Origin of the sequence: Alcanivorax nanhaiticus, from assembly GCF_000756665.1 — a bacterium.
GTDB lineage: Bacteria > Pseudomonadota > Gammaproteobacteria > Pseudomonadales > Alcanivoracaceae > Alcanivorax > Alcanivorax nanhaiticus.
In genome coordinates this window covers 129,911-143,226 of sequence record NZ_ARXV01000008.1, presented here as the reverse complement: position 1 = coordinate 143,226, position 13,316 = coordinate 129,911, and the positions used below count along the sequence as shown (strand labels likewise).

The following is a 13,316-nucleotide window of genomic DNA, read 5'->3' as shown; positions in this document are numbered from 1 at the left end:
GAGCATTGAATGACTGTACCGATTCCGTTGCAACGCAAGGTGAATGCCCTGGGGCTCTCATTGATTCTGGTGGCGGTCACCTGGGCGGTGTCTGTGGGAGAGGCCGGGCCACCTCCGGTAACGCTGACGGTGACCGCCACAGCGTATAACTCGCTCCATGGTCAGGGGTATGGCAAGGATCATGCGCTGGCCGCGTGGGGGGATCGTCTCGAGCCCGGTATGCAGGCGATTGCGGTGTCGAGGGATCTGATTCCGCTGGGGCTGGGCCACAATGCAGAGGTAAAGATTGAAGGGTTGCCGGGAATCTGGGTAGTGAAGGACAAGATGAATCGGCGCTGGAAGCACAAGATTGATATCTATATGGGCGAGGATATCGAGGCGGCGCGGGAATGGGGTAAGCGGAAGGTGACGATTACCTTTGCGGGGCCGGAGGAATAACGGCGCGAGTTTCGAGTCGCGAGTTTAGAAAGGCAAAACACCCCCCATTGAGCTGGGGGCATGTTCTCGACACTCGTTACTCGCTTCTGGAATCTGTTGTACCTGTGGCACACGGCTCCGTCGTTTCAGGAGCCATGGCTGTTATCCGCGTTGCAGTTTCCTCAACGACTCAAGAATTGCATCAATCGTCTCGTGGCGGCACCCGGTAGAAGTTTATTGCCAAGCACCAGGATCTTGAACTTGCCGCTCACCGGGTTATGCACGGGGGTGATGTGGGTGGCGGTGTGCCAGACGGTGGCCGCAATGTCCTCTGCATCCAGATTCACCCCCATGCGATCGATCACCGGCGCGCGAAAGTCGGCATCGTTCACCATGGGGGTATTCACGAACGGTGGCATCACGTCCACTACACGAATGCCCTGCCGACCCCACTCCACATCCAGCGCTTCGGTGAGCGCGCGTACCGCAAACTTGCTGGCTGAGTAAGAGGCAAAGTGCGGCGTGCCGTACATGGCAGATGCCGAGCTCATGTTGATTACCACCGGTTTGTCGCTTTCCTTGAGATGCGGGTAAGCCGCCAGGCTCATATTCATCAGGCCTGTCACGTTGATGTCGATGATGCTCTTGTGCCGCGCCGCGCTGATATTTTCGAACTGCCCCATCTGCAGGATGCCCGCGCAGTTAAACAGCACATCAAGACCACCTTCGGCAGCAAAGTCGCGGGCGGCATGTTGGCAGGCAAGATCATCGGTCACATCCAGCGGGCGGTACCAGCATCCGTCCAGCTCCGCGGCCGTGGCACGCAGGGCCACTTCGTTTACGTCGGTGATACCCACCTGCCAACCGTTCTTGTGGAACAGGCGGGCGGTGGCCTGGCCAATGCCGCTGGCGCCACCGGTGATAAAGATACGTTTCATGATTGTGGCTCCTTGCGATGTTGCAAGATAAAACGGGCACAGGTCATCAGGGCGTGGTCTGCGTCGGCGAGCACGCCGGCATGCAGTTGAAAATCATGCCAACGTTGAGGATGAACCTGGAGATGCGCTGACGTACCTGCCTCGTTCAGTGCTTCGCACAGGCGCAGGCTGTCATTAAGCAGGATTTCGTCACTGCCGGCCTGGATCAGCACGGGGGGCAGGCCGCTGAGGTCACCGTAGATCGGTGAGCACTGTGGGCGTGCCAGATCGGTTTGCCCATAGTTCAGTGCTGCACCCTGAAGCCATTCCTGACTGAGCATGATGTCCCGGTCGGTGTCGAACAGCTGGGAGAGAGTCAGGTCCACCCAGGGGGAAAACAAAATCACGCTGGCGGGGAGAGCAATCTCTTTCTGCTTGAGCACTTGCAGTGTCGCCATGGTCAGGCCGCCGCCGGCAGAGTCTCCCATGATCGTCAGCGTGTCAGGGTGAACGCCTTCCGCTAGCAGCTGGCAGTAGACCGCAACCGCATCCTCGATGGCAGCGGGGCAAGGGTGCTCTGGTGCCAGTCGATAATCTGGCACCACAACCCTGGCATTGGCAAAGCGGGCCATGTGCGAGGTGATGGCCTTGTGGCTGTCAGGACTCCCCGCCACATAGCCGCCACCGTGCAGGTAGAGCACAGTGGATTGGGCGTGAAGCGGTTGGTAGTGACGGCAAGGGACGCCCGCCACGGGGTCATCATGGTCGGCAACGTCACGGGCGCGCAGGGTGGTCATGGCCATGATGTCCATCCAGCGACGTTGGCTGGAAAGACTCAGCCAACGGGTGGCGGGCTTGAACAGCAGGGCCAGTGATGTACGCAGCAGGCGGGCCAGCAGCTGCTGGACCATCGATTGTGACCGGCTGACCCGATCAACGAACAAGCTCATAGTCGCTCCAGTTCACCTGACGGGTCAGGCGGCGATAATCGAAGGTGAATCCCGGCCAGTTATTGGTGTTTTTGCCGGACTCTGTCTTGTACCAGCTATGGCAGCCCTTGTCCCAGACGGTGCCGCGAATTTTGCGTTGTACATCGTCATTGAACTGCGACTGGATGTTGGCTTGCACCTCCAGAGCTTGGAACGTCTGTTCTTCCATGGCGGCCAGGCACTGACGGATGTAGTGAATCTGGCTCTCCAGCATATAGATAATGGAATTGTGGCCCAGGTTAGTGTTCGGTCCGTAGAGCATGAACAGATTGGGGAAGCCGTGCACGGTCATGCCAAGGTAGGCCTCGGCACCGTCTTTCCAGGCATCGTTCAGGTCCTGGCCCTGACGGCCGATAATGGTCATTGGGGTAAGGAAGTCGGTGGCCTGGAAACCCGTGCCGTAGATGATGACGTCGGCCTGGTGGTGGGTGCCGGTGCTGTCGGTCAGTCCATTCTGGTCTACCGAGCTGATGCCATGGTTGATCACCTCCACATTGGGGCGTGCCAATGCCGGGTAGTAGTCGTTGGACATCAGAATTCGCTTGCACCCCATGGGATAATCCGGGGTCAGCTTTTCCCGCAGAGCCGGGTCACTAATCTGTTTGTTCAAGTGACGCTTGAATAGCCATTCATAAAGCTTCATGGCTTGCTGCAGAGAGGTAAAGCCCAGTGCTCGGGATTCGTTGGCGGCATAGATGCGCGCGCGATCCAGGGTTTGGGTGATAGGGAGGCGTTTCAGTACCTGGTGCTCAAGCCCCGAGTAGGCGCGGTCCGGTTTGGCGATCACGTGTGCCGCAGAGCGCTGGAACAGCATCAGTTTGCCGGCCACCTTGGCGACCTCCGGCACAAACTGGATGGCGCTGGCCCCGGTGCCGACTACCGCCACCGTCTTGCCGGTCAGGTCTACCTCGTGATTCCAGCGGGCGCTGTGGAAGTGCGTGCCCTGGAAATCATCGATGCCGGAGAGTGGTGGGTACGCGGGTTGGTTGAGCTGTCCGGTGGCGGTGATCAGCGCCTTGCAGGACAGGGTTTCGCCATTGGTCAGGGTTACCTGCCAGGTGCGGCTGTCATCCTGGTAGCGCGCTTCGGCCACTTCTGTCTTGAAGCGAATGTGGCGGTAGATGTCATATTTCTTCGCGCAGTATTGCTGATAAGCGAAGATTTCTTTTTGCGGGGCGAACCGGCGACTCCAGGGGTAGTGTCGCTCGAAGGAATAGGAATACAGGTGTGAAGGCACGTCGCAGGCGGCACCCGGATAGGTATTGTCGCGCCAGCAACCTCCGACATCTTCGGCCTTCTCGATGATCAGAAGATCGTCCTGACCTTGCTCCTTCAGCCGGATGGCCATGCCCAGGCCGCCGAAGCCTGCGCCGATAATGATGACCTGGTGTGTGGTTTTCATGGCGTATACATCTCTGTTGACTCTATAGACATCACTTTAGCGAGGCCCAAACGTCATTTTTATGGCATTGTGGGACATAAAGTTGTGGAAAACGGACAACGATGAATGCCCTCAGAGCCATTACCAGTGTGCGCCTGCAGGTGGCCTACGCTGCCGAGCAGGGAATACCCGTTTCCCGGAGCCTGGCCGGCTCTGGGCTGAATGCGGGGATGTTGCAGCAGTCGGATGCCACCATTGAGGCAGAGCAGGAGCTGACAGTGGTCCGCAACCTGTGTGAGCAGCTGGATGATCCGGTGGCTCACGGTCTTGCCATGGGACAGCGCTACCATCTCAGCAGTTATGGTGTCTGGGGCTTTGCCCTGTTGAGTAGCCAAACCTTTGGGGATGCCATTCGACTAGGGCTGCGCTATCTCGGTCTCACCTTTGCGTTTCTCGATATTCGCCTTGAGGAAATAGGCGATCAGGCTTTTCTGGTGCTTGATGATACGGCGCTTGAGGAGGCTGTCCGCCCTTATCTGCTGGCGCGAGACAGCAGTGCCATCATGGTGGTGCAGGAAGAATTGTTTTCCTTGCGAGTGCCTCTGACCACGCTGAATCTGCGCTTGCCCCCACGGGATCCGGCTCCTTTTGAGGCGGTTTTTGGTCGTACGCCGACGTTTTCGGCCGCGCGCAGTGAAGCGGCGTTTACCCAGGAGTTGCTGACCATGCTGTTGCCGCAGGCCAATCCGGTGACGGCACGATTGTGCGAGGAACAATGCCATCAGTTGCTGGTTCAGCGCCATTCGCGGGGCGGCATGGCTGCTCGTGTTCGACGCCGTCTGTTGCAGCAGCCCGGTCGCTACCCCGATATGGAGGCGTTGGCGGAAGAGATGCACATGAGCAGCCGGACCCTGCGTCGACATCTGGGCAAGGAAGGGACCGGTTATCAGGAATTAATGGATGAAGTGCGGCGGATGCTGGCGGAGCAATGGCTGACGCTGGGGATTCTCACGCTGGAGGAAATCAGTGAGCGGCTGGGGTATTCCGAGCTCTCCAACTTTATCCATGCCTTCCGCCGCTGGACCGGGCAAAGCCCGGCGCGATTTCGGCGAGAGCGTAAAGAGGAGGGTTAAGGTTAATGGGGCTATACCCGGGTGGCCTAGCGGGGCATCGCCGGCAGCCTCATTTCTCCTTCCTTGTCGAAACTGAGCGGTATAGGTACTCCTGCCACTCGGGCTTTGCCTACCAGTCGGTAAGTCAGTGGTTCCCCCGGTTGCTGTTGAATCTGCTGCAGTTTTTGCAGGCTTTCCAGCAAGCTGGTGGTAATGGTGGTCTTGACGGTAGCGTCGCCCATTGCCGGTAATGTGACGCTTTCAGCAGTCAGGCCACGGCCAAACCTTTCCCCGTTCACATAGATCTCGTAATCCATGCTTTTCAGGGTGAGCTCACGATCATTGGGATTGCGGGCCCTCAAGGTCAGACCCCACTCCTGCTCGAACAGCGATACCTTGTTGAGGTTGATCCCGGAGACGGACACCTCCGGTGCTTCCAGTGAACCCAGGGTCTGACAGCCCGCCAGCAGGAAAAGCGTGGCCAGCAGCCAGGAAGAAATCAGTGTTTTCATCGGGATTCCGTTTCACATTGACCAGACATTGGAGGCCAGCATAGCCGGAAGGTTCCTTTCGGGAAAAGCAGGGCGCAATGATGGCGAAGTTTAGGCTGGAAACGTGATGCGAGGTAAGTGCATGCCGGACGGCCCGGACTCCTGTCGCGCCACCGCGCCCTTTGCAAGGCGCGCATGGCGCGGCGTATGACCGGGCCGCCGGCACGGAGTCGATAGCGAGTATCGACCTTTTGATAATGGTCCTGTTGTGCAGGTTGTGGCAAGGAACAAATGTGGGAAAATTGTATCCGCCGATAAAATGGGTCAATAACGGGATGAGAAGGTGGCAACAGTCCTGCCCGTAAAGGTGTGTTAGATTCGGCAAAAATTATTTGTGTTGTGAGAGGGAATGATGCGCCATGTAGTCATCGCGCTGCTGCTGCTCGCTATTGCGCCATTGCAGGCAGCTGAGCTGGACAAGGATCTGGCGGATTTCAAACGGGAAGTGCTGGAAGTCAACAAGCGCCTGTTACTGCTGGAAGAAGAGCTGCTGTTCCCTGCGGATACCCAGGTGGGGATCTATGTGTCACTGGATGTGGGCCATTTCTTTGCGCCGGACAGCATCACCCTGGAATTGGATGGTGAGGTGATTGCCAGCCACCTGTATACCGAAAAAGAAGTGCGCGCGCTGCGCAATGGTGCGGTGCAACGGCTGGCCGTGGCGAACGTGAAGAATGGCGGGCATGAGCTGGTTGCCTTTGTGACCGGGGATGGCCCAAAGGGTACCGAGATTCGCCGTGGGGTGAATGCGCAGTTTGAGAAAGGGCACGGCCGGCATTTTGTCCAGCTGCATATCGAGGATGACAGTGCCAAGCAGCAGCCTCGCTTCCGTTTCCGTGATTGGCGCTGATAGATGCGAATAGTGCTTGTTAGTCTGGCTCTGTTGGTTGTCAGTCAGGCATGGGGGCGGCTGGATCAGGATCACAGGGTGCAGGAGCCAGCTTATGGTGAGGTGGCTTACCTGTACCTGCAGGGCGAATACTTCGCGGCCCTGACCCGCGCGCAGATGGCGCTTGAACGTGGCGAGGTCAAGCATCACCGGGAAGATCTACGGGTGTTGCTCGGTGCCATGTATAGCGCTTATGGCATGCCGGAGGACGCCGAGCAGGTATTTGATTCCCTGCTGGGCACCCAGGTGAGTGACATGGTTGCCCAGCGGGCCTGGATTCACCTTGCCGGGCTTTTCTACCGGCAAGGTAAATACACGCAATCCCTGCAGACATTAAATGAACAGATCGGCCAACCTCCCGTAGAACTGGCCGAAATCTATTACAGCCTGCGTGCCAAGGTGCTGATGCGTTTGGGGCGTTATGCCGAGGCGGCGGAATCGCTGGATGCCTTCGCCAAAGAAAATCCTCTCAATGCCTACCTGCGCTATAACCTGGCAATCAGCTGGATTAATGGAGAGCAGGCGGCCCAAGGGCAGGAATGGCTGTGGCAACTGGCGAATCTGCCTCCTGGTGAACCCGAGACCGATGCGATCAAAGACAAGGCCATGCTGGCCCTGGCGATTGATATGTTGCGTTCAGGCAAGGAGCAGCGAGCCTTGGCGCTACTTGCCGCAGCGCGGGCGGAAGGGCCTTTCGCCGATGAATCGATGATGCTCTATGTGCGCGCCTTGCTGATGGAAAATCAGGCCGTCAGAGCGTTGCCGGTTCTTGAGCGGCTGGATCAATTCTCCATTCAACGCCGTCCGGTACAGGAAGCACAGCTGGCCATTCCATTACTGTATGACCAGCTGGGTAATGAAAAGGCGGCAAAGAAAGGGTACGAGGCTGCGATTCAACGCTACGCTTCACTGGATATGTATCTGCAGACCGTCGGCGAGAATATTGCCAATGGGGAGTGGTTTGCGGAAATGTTGGGTGAGCCACAGTGGTCAACTGCCATGGATCCTGTGCCCCCTTTTCTGCCCAAGCGAGTCAGCAGCTTTCCGACCTTCTATAGCTGGTTTGCCAGTGCTGAATTCCAGCAGGGCTGGAATCATTATCATGAGCTGATGCGGCAAAACAATCTGCTCAGGCTCTGGCAGCAGAAAATGCCGACCCTCAACACCATGCTGGATGCACAGGATCACAAGCAAACTGCCATGCGTCCTGAGGCGAGAGCGTTGCTTGAAACGCTGGACGGCGAAGATTATCAAGGCCGGTTGAATGGGTTGTCTCAGCGCTTCGAGAGAGCGGTTTCCGATCAGGACCCATTGCCGTTTGCCACGCCAGAAGAAACCCGCTTATGGCTGGCCCAGCAGGAAGCGCAGGGAATGACTGAAGGCTGGGGGGAACTGGCACGCCCGGATATGTCCGCCAAACTGGATTTTTATCGTGGCTTGCTGTTGTGGGATATGCAGGAAGATATTGTGCCGCGCCAGTGGCAGCGGCAGCGAGAGCTGCAAACGCTCAGCGAGTTGTTGGAGGAGAATGACGATCTGCGTAAGCGGGTACTTTATGCTGCCAATCGCGTGGATCGTCTTGAGCATTTTCGCAAGGAGTTGCCTGAGCTGGAGGTCATGCTGGCAGATCTGGAGCGCCGCGGTGAGCAGTTGATGCGCCGCCAGCAGTACGCGCTACAGGCGTCGGCGTTTGAGCAGCTTACGGTGACGAGAAATCGGCTGAAACGTTTTTCCGCCACCGCTCATGAAGGGTTGGCGGACCTTGTGTACCGCTCTCTCCGTGCGCGTCGGCCTAACCTTTCAGGGGCGGTTGGTGAATCGGGCGAAGCGCAGTCAGGGGAGCAGTAACGCCGCCGGGGGTTATTGTCCGGGAGCCAGATCATCGGAGTAGGACACTTCACCTGCCTGGTCAATGATGATCACCGAGGTATTAGGCAACCGGTTGATGAGTGCCAGCCCTTTTTCCTTTCCCAGTACAAACACACTGGTGGAGAGCGCGTCTGCATCGACGCTTTTCTCTGCCAGTATGGTCACGCTCACCAGTTCGCTGGCACTCTTGCCGGTTTGCGGGGAAATGATGTGATGAACGCGCTCGCCGTCGGCGATGAAATAGCGCTGATAATCCCCAGAGGTGGACATGGCGGTGTCACTAAGTGGTAACCGCATGGCAACCGCGTCACGGTTACGAGGGTGCTGAATGCCGACTCCCCAGGGGCGGCCTCGGTGGTCACCCAGTACATAGCTGTCGCCTCCCAAAGAAAGCCAGGCCTGCTGGATGCCTGCCCGCTTGAGCAAGGCGATGCCTTGGTCAATGGCGTAACCCTTGGCAATGCCGCCAAGATCAATGGTGGTGCCGGGATGAGTGAACTTCACCCGGTGCTCGGGTAGCAGCTGGATCTGGCGGGCGTCGATGTGCTGAGTCGCGGCTTTAAGGGTGCTTTCGTCCGGGGCTTTGCCGGCGCGGTAGTCATACAGGTGCCCGGCACTGGCAAAGGTAATATCAAAGGCCCCTTCGGTCAGTTCGAAATAGTGCAGGGATTGTTGAAGCAGTGCATAGAATTCCGGGCTGACGGTTTGGGGTGTTTTCGCTGCTTCACGGTTAAGCCGGGCCAACTCGCTGTCTTCGACCCAGGGGGAAAGCAGCGCGTTAAGGCGAGACATTTCGGTTTCCAGTGCCTCGAAGAGTGGCGCAGCCTCCTTTTCTGACCAGAGCGTGACGCTGGCGCGGGTTCCCATGACATCCCATTGATGCTCTTGCCACTGGGCTTGCAGTAAGCCGGGCAAAAAAAGCAGGAGCGTTAACAGCGGGCGCAACATATCCGGTTCCTCAACTGAAGCTGGCAGCAGTGTAGTCAGTTGTGCCGGTGATCGTCACCTGCAACCGGGTAAAACTGGTATCGGTTCGGCATTTGCGCTACAAGTGATGACAATCTCCCGGTGCAGACTTTTTCATGGTGGAAGGACCCGTGGGGCACGATTCCATGGATTGGCCCTCTCTTGTTTTTGATCCCGACTTTATGGCGGGGCTGGAGCGCATGGCGGCAAAACGCTTTGTGCAGCCTGTGCTTGCCGAAGAGGCCTGCACTGCCATGCTTGAGGCCCTCAGTGACAATGACTGGGCGGCACTGCAATCCTTCAGCGGCAAGAGTCAGCCTTCCACCTACGCCTATGCGGTGGCGGGGCGCGCCATGGAAGATTTCGCCCGCCGCAAGTTCGGGCGGCCTCGTCCTCCTCAGTGGTTGCAGGCCATGGGGCAGGCGTGGGTTCAGGTGTGGCGGATGTTGTGTCTGGAGCGGCAGTGGCCGGAGACAATTCTGGGGCGCCTGGCCCGGGACTATCGTGAGAGCCTGATCGCTAACGCCATTCGTGAGATCAAACAGCGGATTCCCCGTTGTGGCGAGCCCGGGTTTTCCGAGTGCTGTGTGACTGAGCTCGGGCTCGATACGCTTCCCGATGACAACGGCGCATCACTGGATGCGGGGTTCCTTGCTGCACAGCGAGAGCAGGCATTGACGGTGCTGTCGACCTTGCTCAACGTCAACCCTGCTGATGCAAATCGGCGGTCATGTCCGTCCAATGAAGAAGAGGCATTGGCAAACCTGGTGGCGGACCTGGCCCTGTCAGAAGATGACCGGCTGCTGCTGTCGCTTCACTACGAAGATGGCCTGGCCAGCCGCCGGATTGCAGAACTCACCGGCAGTAGCCCGGCCACCGTGCAGCGCCGCTTGCAAGGGCTGAGACGGCAATTGCAGGCCGCACTTTCCGAGATGGGTCTGGGCGATAATGGGGAGGCGACGTTTGAATTCGGACAATGAAAACGCGTTGATGCAATCCCTGAGGGTATCCGACTCAGGCGCCTCACCGTTGCTGTCACATCCCCTTTTCAAAGGGTTTGGCAGTGAGGATGAGGTGCTGGCCGCCTGGCAGGATGGACACTTGAGCACGGAGCAGGAAACGTTCCTCAAAGGCGCGCTAGCCAGTCATAACTCCCTTCGCCAGCAGTGGCTGGCCTTGTCTGCTGCCGTACCACATTCGAAACATGGTGCTCTCTGGCACGGTCTGTTCCGTTGGCACTGGGCCACCATTGGCATGACGGCCAGTGTCGCGTTAGTTGGCGTCTTGTTGTTTCGCCAGGGGCAGCTGCCGATGGCACCCGAGGACAGCATGGTGATGCGTGAAGTCATGGTCGAACGGTTTGAAGCAGACCGTGTGACGATGGAGCAAACACGCCAGCAGGAAAGCCTTTCTGAAGCGAAAGCCAGTCAGCAATTGGCGGCCAAGCGGGAGCGGGCAGAAATGGATGAGCGCCGCCGGAGTGCGGATAGGGCTGCCGAGGATCTCGCGGAGTGGGATCAGGCAGAAATCGCCAGTGCTCCGCGTCTGCAGGATCAGGCCCCGGCACCGTCCAGAAAAGCACAGCCGGGCCCGGTTGTGGCGGCCCCGCCTTCCATGCCCTCAGCGGCGCGTCTGGCTCCGGAGCCTGTGGTGGCATCCCCAGCCTGGCAGGATTATCTGATGGCTTATCAGCTTACCCCTGATGAAGCTGCCTCAGATGAATTCTCCACTGATAGGGAAACCCGCAGTGACATGGCGTTGCTGGGGAGCGCGGCGCGCGCCGCCGAAGCCGCAGGCTGTTCTGATGAAGCGCTGAGTCGCTTGCGGCAGGCCTTCCAGAAGGCGGCGAAAAGCAACCCGGAGAGCCTCGCGTCCCTCAGGCCTGACACAGATGAAGGCTGGTGCGGGTTGGGCAAGGTGCTTGAGCAGCACGCACAGAGCGCGGTGCGGTATTAGCTGATCACTACAACTGGCTCGGGGCGTGGAAATTACAGTGGGAGGCTGCTTGCAGGCGAAGGGGCTTGAAGTGGGCAGAAGCAAAGATTTTCGCGTGCAAGTACCTTCCCACAGCACTGGCCATGCATTTTTCAGGGCGGGCCGCTATCTTCAGCTCAGGCTAGTCCCGCTATTTCGCAATTAGGCAAAAAAAGGGCACATCGCAGGTTAGCGGGAATGCAGGTTTGCCAGACTTCGGACGCTGACGCCAAACCAACCGTACCCCTTGTGAGAGCTAGGGTTTGCTGTGCCATTCGGGAGCTCTTGCGGTCTCGTCTCCTGTGGGAGCGGGCGTTCGACCGCGAAAAGGCCGATGCCGGGGCATCGCGACGGAACCGTCGCTCCCACAGTTGAATCATGGCCCTTGGCCTTTAGCGACCTTTAGGCAGGGTTCTGCGTCCTGTGCTTATCCCTCCCTCTCACTCCCGCTAATCTGCGATGAACCAAAAAAAGTTTGAGGCAGATCTGAAGGCTGTCCGTCTTACCTCCATGAAGGATAAAAAAACACCCTGGAGGTAACCGTGAAAACTCTGATTCGTACTCCCCTTGTTCTGGCCATCAGCGTGGCACTGGCGGCGTGTTCCCATCAGGCCGAGCAGGCGGTGGACAGCCGGCAGCCGCTGCAGGAAGTGGCCAGCAAGCCCATGGCCCCGCAGGCCAAACGCATGATGGCGGACAGTGCCAGCTATGCCATGGCCCCGGCGATGGTGGCTCCGCCGTCTCCTGGCCAGTGGTTGCCTGATCAGCAAGAGCGGGATCGCTTCACCGAGATTGACGATAACGGCATCATGCGCACTGCCGAATCGCCGGTGTCGACTTTCTCCATTGATGTGGACACCGCATCCTACAGCTTCTCCCGCCGTCAGATTAATCACGGTCGCTTGCCGCAGCCGGATGCCATTCGTCTTGAAGAATGGGTGAACTATTTCGATTATGACTATCCCGCACCGGATTCCCCGAGCACACCATTCCTCACCCATGTATCGGTAACTGACTCCCCATGGCGTGCGGGCAACAAGCTGGTCCACATCGGTATCAAAGGCTATGAACCGCAGCAGCAGAGCCGACCGCGGGCCAATCTGGTGTTCCTGTTGGACGTGTCCGGCAGCATGATGGCGGAGGACAAGCTGCCACTGGTGACACGCTCCCTGCGCATGATGGTGGATCAGATGCATCCCGAGGATACTGTGGCACTGGTGGTCTATGCCGGTGCTGCTGGCGTAGTGCTTGAGCCGACGGCGGTGACTGACAAGCACAAGATTGAAGCGGCGCTGGACCAGTTGCGCGCCGGGGGCTCCACTGCCGGCGGTGAGGGGATTGAGCTTGCTTATAGTCTGGCAGAACAGCACTTTGACAAAGATGCCGTTAACCGGGTGATTCTTGCCACGGATGGTGACTTCAATGTGGGGGTGACCAATCAGGATGCACTTGAGGGATTGATCACTCGCCAGCGTGACAAGGGTATTTACCTGTCAGTGCTGGGCTTTGGGCAGGGTAATTATAACGACAGCCTGATGCAGACATTGGCCCAGAATGGCAACGGGGTGGCTGCGTATATCGATACCCTTAACGAAGCACGCAAGGTACTGGTGACGGAAGCGACTTCTTCACTGATCCCCATTGCCGAGGACGTCAAGATCCAGGTGGAGTTCAATCCCGCCACGGTGCAGGAATATCGACTTCTGGGTTATGAAACCCGTGCGCTGGAGCGTGAGGATTTCAATAACGACAAGGTGGATGCAGGCGAAATTGGTGCCGGCCATACGGTGACGGCGATTTATGAAATCACCCCGGTGGGCGCAGCCCCCATGATTGAGCCTGGCCGCTATGAAAAGCCGGAAAGCAAAACCGAAACGGCGTTTGCTGGTGAATATGCTTTCCTGAAGTTGCGTTACAAGCGTCCGGGCGAGACTCGCTCTGTGCTGATTGAAACACCGGTGCCGGTGCAGCAGCCGAAAGCGGCAGCCTGGCAATCACAGGAAACCGGTTTCGCCATCGCGGTAGCAGGCGCTGCGCAGTTGCTCAAAGGGAGTCAATATACCGGGGAATGGAATCTCGATGACGCCATAGCGCTGGCCCAGAAGAACAAGGGTGATGATGCGTATGGTTACCGCTCCGAGTTTATTCAGTTGCTGCGCCAGGCGGAGGTGAGTGAGAAAATTTAAGCGCAGTTACGAGTCACGAGAAGCGAGTTTCGAAGATCAAAAAAGATTTTCGCTTCTCGCTACTC

12 protein-coding genes are annotated in these 13,316 nt (G+C 58.1%); 7 read left to right on the top strand and 5 right to left on the bottom strand.

The features are described from left to right. Positions 1-9 precede the first annotated feature (9 nt). Entirely contained in the window at positions 10-438 is a 429-nt protein-coding gene (locus Y5S_RS11605; RefSeq protein ID WP_052041558.1) for a 3D domain-containing protein, read from the top strand. A gap of 161 nt (positions 439-599) precedes the next feature. On the opposite strand, the gene Y5S_RS11600 is transcribed toward Y5S_RS11605, so the two are convergent. From Y5S_RS11600 to Y5S_RS11590, 3 genes are read right to left on the bottom strand one after another with little or no spacing between them, the layout of a single operon-like run. After that, positions 600-1,355: an SDR family oxidoreductase gene (locus Y5S_RS11600; RefSeq protein WP_035233133.1), complete on the bottom strand. Its 756-nt coding sequence runs from the start codon at positions 1,353-1,355 to the stop codon at positions 600-602. Next, on the bottom strand, positions 1,352-2,284 hold the full coding sequence (locus Y5S_RS11595; protein WP_035233132.1) for an alpha/beta hydrolase: 933 nt from the start codon (positions 2,282-2,284) through the stop codon (positions 1,352-1,354). Before Y5S_RS11595 ends, Y5S_RS11600 begins: the two co-directional genes overlap by 4 nt. After that, entirely contained in the window at positions 2,268-3,725 is a 1,458-nt protein-coding gene (locus Y5S_RS11590) for a flavin-containing monooxygenase (protein ID WP_035233131.1), read from the bottom strand. The genes Y5S_RS11595 and Y5S_RS11590 overlap by 17 nt, the downstream gene beginning before the upstream one ends. A 101-nt stretch (positions 3,726-3,826) precedes the next feature. Between Y5S_RS11590 and Y5S_RS11585 the strand changes: the two genes are divergently transcribed. Next, positions 3,827-4,837: an AraC family transcriptional regulator gene (locus tag Y5S_RS11585; RefSeq protein ID WP_035233129.1), complete on the top strand. Its 1,011-nt coding sequence runs from the start codon at positions 3,827-3,829 to the stop codon at positions 4,835-4,837. 26 nt (positions 4,838-4,863) lie between these two features. Here Y5S_RS11585 and Y5S_RS11580 read toward each other — a convergent pair whose 3' ends face one another. Next, entirely contained in the window at positions 4,864-5,328 is a 465-nt protein-coding gene (locus Y5S_RS11580; RefSeq protein WP_035233127.1) for an LEA type 2 family protein, read from the bottom strand. A gap of 388 nt (positions 5,329-5,716) precedes the next feature. On the opposite strand from Y5S_RS11580, the gene Y5S_RS11575 reads away from it, so the two are divergent. Both Y5S_RS11575 and Y5S_RS11570 read left to right on the top strand, forming a co-directional pair. Then, positions 5,717-6,217 carry a hypothetical protein gene (locus tag Y5S_RS11575; protein WP_231552677.1) on the top strand — a complete coding sequence of 167 codons (501 nt, stop codon included), beginning with the start codon at positions 5,717-5,719 and terminating at the stop codon, positions 6,215-6,217. A 3-nt stretch (positions 6,218-6,220) separates the two neighbouring features. Further along, a complete protein-coding gene (locus Y5S_RS11570) occupies positions 6,221-8,104 on the top strand; it encodes a tetratricopeptide repeat protein (protein ID WP_081939744.1) in 1,884 nt (627 codons plus the stop codon). A 12-nt stretch (positions 8,105-8,116) separates the two neighbouring features. Here Y5S_RS11570 and Y5S_RS11565 read toward each other — a convergent pair whose 3' ends face one another. Beyond that, positions 8,117-9,073, bottom strand: coding sequence for an FAD:protein FMN transferase (locus Y5S_RS11565; RefSeq protein ID WP_035233122.1), 957 nt, complete (start codon positions 9,071-9,073; stop codon positions 8,117-8,119). A gap of 134 nt (positions 9,074-9,207) precedes the next feature. Between Y5S_RS11565 and Y5S_RS11560 the strand changes: the two genes are divergently transcribed. The 3 genes from Y5S_RS11560 to Y5S_RS11550 all read left to right on the top strand — a co-directional run bounded on the left by Y5S_RS11560 (position 9,208) and on the right by Y5S_RS11550 (position 13,251). Next, positions 9,208-10,071, top strand: a complete 864-nt coding sequence (locus Y5S_RS11560) for an RNA polymerase sigma factor (RefSeq protein WP_035233121.1) — start codon at positions 9,208-9,210, stop codon at positions 10,069-10,071. Continuing rightward, entirely contained in the window at positions 10,055-11,047 is a 993-nt protein-coding gene (locus tag Y5S_RS11555; protein ID WP_156107739.1) for a hypothetical protein, read from the top strand. The genes Y5S_RS11560 and Y5S_RS11555 overlap by 17 nt, the downstream gene beginning before the upstream one ends. A 560-nt stretch (positions 11,048-11,607) precedes the next feature. Then, on the top strand, positions 11,608-13,251 hold the full coding sequence (locus tag Y5S_RS11550; protein WP_052041557.1) for a vWA domain-containing protein: 1,644 nt from the start codon (positions 11,608-11,610) through the stop codon (positions 13,249-13,251). Positions 13,252-13,316 lie beyond the last annotated feature (65 nt).

Bases quoted from the DNA above. Each gene is read 5' to 3' on its own strand.
- Y5S_RS11605 (WP_052041558.1), top strand. From the start codon at position 10: ATGACTGTACCGATTCCGTTGCAACGCAAGGTGAATGCCCTGGGGCTC.
- Y5S_RS11600 (WP_035233133.1), bottom strand. From the start codon at position 1,355: ATGAAACGTATCTTTATCACCGGTGGCGCCAGCGGCATTGGCCAGGCC.
- Y5S_RS11595 (WP_035233132.1), bottom strand. From the start codon at position 2,284: ATGAGCTTGTTCGTTGATCGGGTCAGCCGGTCACAATCGATGGTCCAG.
- Y5S_RS11590 (WP_035233131.1), bottom strand. From the start codon at position 3,725: ATGAAAACCACACACCAGGTCATCATTATCGGCGCAGGCTTCGGCGGC.
- Y5S_RS11585 (WP_035233129.1), top strand. From the start codon at position 3,827: ATGAATGCCCTCAGAGCCATTACCAGTGTGCGCCTGCAGGTGGCCTAC.
- Y5S_RS11580 (WP_035233127.1), bottom strand. From the start codon at position 5,328: ATGAAAACACTGATTTCTTCCTGGCTGCTGGCCACGCTTTTCCTGCTG.
- Y5S_RS11575 (WP_231552677.1), top strand. From the start codon at position 5,717: ATGATGCGCCATGTAGTCATCGCGCTGCTGCTGCTCGCTATTGCGCCA.
- Y5S_RS11570 (WP_081939744.1), top strand. From the start codon at position 6,221: ATGCGAATAGTGCTTGTTAGTCTGGCTCTGTTGGTTGTCAGTCAGGCA.
- Y5S_RS11565 (WP_035233122.1), bottom strand. From the start codon at position 9,073: ATGTTGCGCCCGCTGTTAACGCTCCTGCTTTTTTTGCCCGGCTTACTG.
- Y5S_RS11560 (WP_035233121.1), top strand. From the start codon at position 9,208: ATGGTGGAAGGACCCGTGGGGCACGATTCCATGGATTGGCCCTCTCTT.